Origin of the sequence: Nitrobacter vulgaris (genome assembly GCF_031453995.1) — a bacterium.
GTDB lineage: Bacteria > Pseudomonadota > Alphaproteobacteria > Rhizobiales > Xanthobacteraceae > Nitrobacter > Nitrobacter vulgaris.
The window spans coordinates 1-2,699 of sequence record NZ_JAVDPZ010000080.1 but is presented as its reverse complement, the minus strand read 5'-3'; the positions used below and the strand labels follow the sequence as shown (position 1 = coordinate 2,699).

The following is a 2,699-nucleotide window of genomic DNA, read 5'->3' as shown; positions in this document are numbered from 1 at the left end:
AAGCTCAGCACCGGATCGATCGGGCTGTTGTCCAGCGTGTCTTCCGCGGACAGATTCCACTTGCCGTGCGTGGAGCCCCAGCGATCGCCGACCTGCCCCTTGAACGCGCGCGGCTCGCCGCTCTTCTCGTCGATAACGAGCATCTTCCAGTCGCCGTTCTCGACGTCCTGATAGCGCGCAACACGCTTGGCTCGCAGCAACCGGCCCGTCTTGTAGGTGTTGCCGTTGGGCTCGAGCTCGACAAGGAACGGAAGGTCGGTATAGCGCTTCACGTAGTCAATGAAATACGGAACCTGGCGGTCGATATAGTACTCCTTGAGAATGACGTGGTTGGCCGCCATCCACAGCGCCGTGTCCTGTCCCGCCTGGATCGGAATCCACTCATCGCAGTACTTGGCAACCATGCTGAAGTCCGGCGAAAGAACAACGAACTTGGTACCCTCGGTGCGCGCCTCAGAGATGAAGTGCACGTCGGGGGTACGCGTCATGTTCAGGTTCGACGCCATCGAAACAATGAACTTGCTGTTGTACCAGTCTGCGCTCTCGCACACGTCGGTCTGGTCGCCCCAGATTTCCGGGAACGAGGTCGGCAGATCGGCGTACCAATCGTAGAAGCTCATTAACCCGCCGCCGAAGAGCGACAAAAAGCGTGTGCCGGCCGCGAATGACAGCATCGACATGGCCGGAATGGGCGAGAAGCCCATCACCCGGTCCGGTCCGTGCTTGCGCGCAGTATACAAACAAGACGCAGCAATCAGCTCGACCAGCTCTTCCCACTTGGCACGGCGGAAGCCACCCTTGCCCCGCGCCTTCTGGATACGCAGACGCTTCTGCTCATCTTCGACCAACGACGCCCAGGCCTGCACCGGATCCGGATGCGACGCCTTGGCCTCGCGCCAAAGGTCGGCAAGAGGGCCGCGAATATACGGGTACTTCACCCGGATCGGACTATAGACATACCAGGAGGCCGAGATGCCACGCTGGCATCCGCGGGGTTCGTACGGCGGCAGACTGCGCTCAAGAAGCGGTCCCGGGGATTAACGAGGTCAAGTATCCAGCTCATCAGCGTCTCCTCAGTGCTTTCGACCGGCCGCTAGGCCTGTCGGTCATCACATTCTTCAATTTGCTTCTTCAAAGCGCTCTGCGGAGTCATCCGCCGGGTCGGTCAATGAATTTGATCGCGAGCTTTCGTGTAATCGCCAGATCGATACCGCTCATCACACTTTCCTTTTCCAAAGGACTACCGTTCGCCGGGAGGTGCTTTCCGCCCGTCGTTGTCGTGCGCAGGATTCATCGCGTCGAGAGTCCGCCCGCTCATTTGCAGGCAAACGAAATCCACCAACCTGATTAGTTCGGGGTAAGTGCTCTCACCGCGAGAGATACCGCAGCAAGAAGCATTGCCTTTCGGCAGCTTGGAGGACTCAATCCTAGTTGATGCTCCAACATAGACTTGCGCGTCTTGCATTTGCAATGACGCAATCCATGCACGATACGACGATCTCCTCTGCGGTAATCGCGATGGGTCGGCTAACTACACAACATTGAATAGCCGCGACCGATGATGTCGCGATTGCACAGCAAGCTACCCTATCGTCTGCCCAATTCACGCCGTCGTCTTCTTCAAGTATAAAATTTTGTCGTCTCCCCCTTCCCCGCTTATGTTTTTGACTCAAGGCTGCGGTCTCGCGACGAAGTTCAACTTCGCCTCCCTGGGAGGTCATGGCGCGAGCCGTGTCGCTTGCAACTGGCGCTGATCCAAGAAGATTAGACTCGGGAGCATTGGGTTGAGCATAATGAGGTACCGGAGCATGATGCAGATCATGGCGAGGCAGACGAAGGCTGTAACGGTCCTGATATAGCGCTCTAAATCGCGCATCAGGCGACTTTTGCGGCGGGATCTAAGTTCGACTACGAAATGAGTTGGTTTTCGCGGCTTGCTCGCCATGCGGCTCGGTTGCCGAAGCAAGGCTATCCGGCCCTGTTGGTCGGCGACTTTTGTCGCGCCGAGCGACCTCGACATCTATTGGTAAGGATGCCTTGGTTCAGCCGGCGCCACGCAAGCGTTCGCTTCGCTACGGATGGACGAACGCCCTCCGCGATATTTTCAGTGACAAACGTGTCTACGCGTTCTGGACCTACTGGCGAGATCGCTATGGTCGACTGCCAAGCGGTTCGCGCAAGAGTACCGAAGTCAACTGCGACTGCTCGATGAGGAACACGAAGTCGCACCGGGCATCATCGTCCGCCGCATCGGCGGTCACACGCCCGGTCACAGCGTGGTCCGCTCGCATCCGGTGACGACCGATTGACCTTCGCGGGCGATGCCGTCTTCGCGGTCGGGTTCGATCATCCCGACTGGCATAACGGCTTCGAACACGATCCTGAAGAGGCAGCCCGCGTCCGTGTCCGTCTTTTGAGGGAGTTGGCAGCAACCGGCGAACAGCTCGTGGCCACCCACCTGCCATTTCCGTCCGTCGGCCGGGTCGCTGTTGAGGGCGAAGCGTTCCGTGGGTGCCCGTCTACTGAGATTACTGACTAAACCACATCCGATCAGGCCGGGTCACGGTGCGCTTCGGTGCCGGATCCGGCCCGATCGACCAAGCATCTAGCACTACTTTGGCAGATTTTGCTGAAGGCGGCCTGCGAGCAGCATTTCACAGTGCGTGCATCGTAACGGTGGAGGCCGCACGAATAGGTCG

The 2,699-nt window shown here is 58.6% G+C and carries 1 protein-coding gene and 1 pseudogene; one reads left to right on the top strand and one right to left on the bottom strand.

Annotated elements, in window-relative coordinates; all coding sequences use genetic code 11:
• Positions 1-938 (bottom strand): molybdopterin-dependent oxidoreductase (locus GGQ85_RS20605; RefSeq protein ID WP_309776071.1); only part of this gene is annotated, 938 nt, incomplete at its 3' end.
• A gap of 1,209 nt (positions 939-2,147) precedes the next feature.
• Here GGQ85_RS20605 and GGQ85_RS20600 point away from each other — a divergent pair.
• Positions 2,148-2,539 (top strand): annotated as a pseudogene (locus GGQ85_RS20600) (MBL fold metallo-hydrolase); the annotation flags it as partial.
• Between the last annotated feature and the right edge of the window lie 160 nt (positions 2,540-2,699).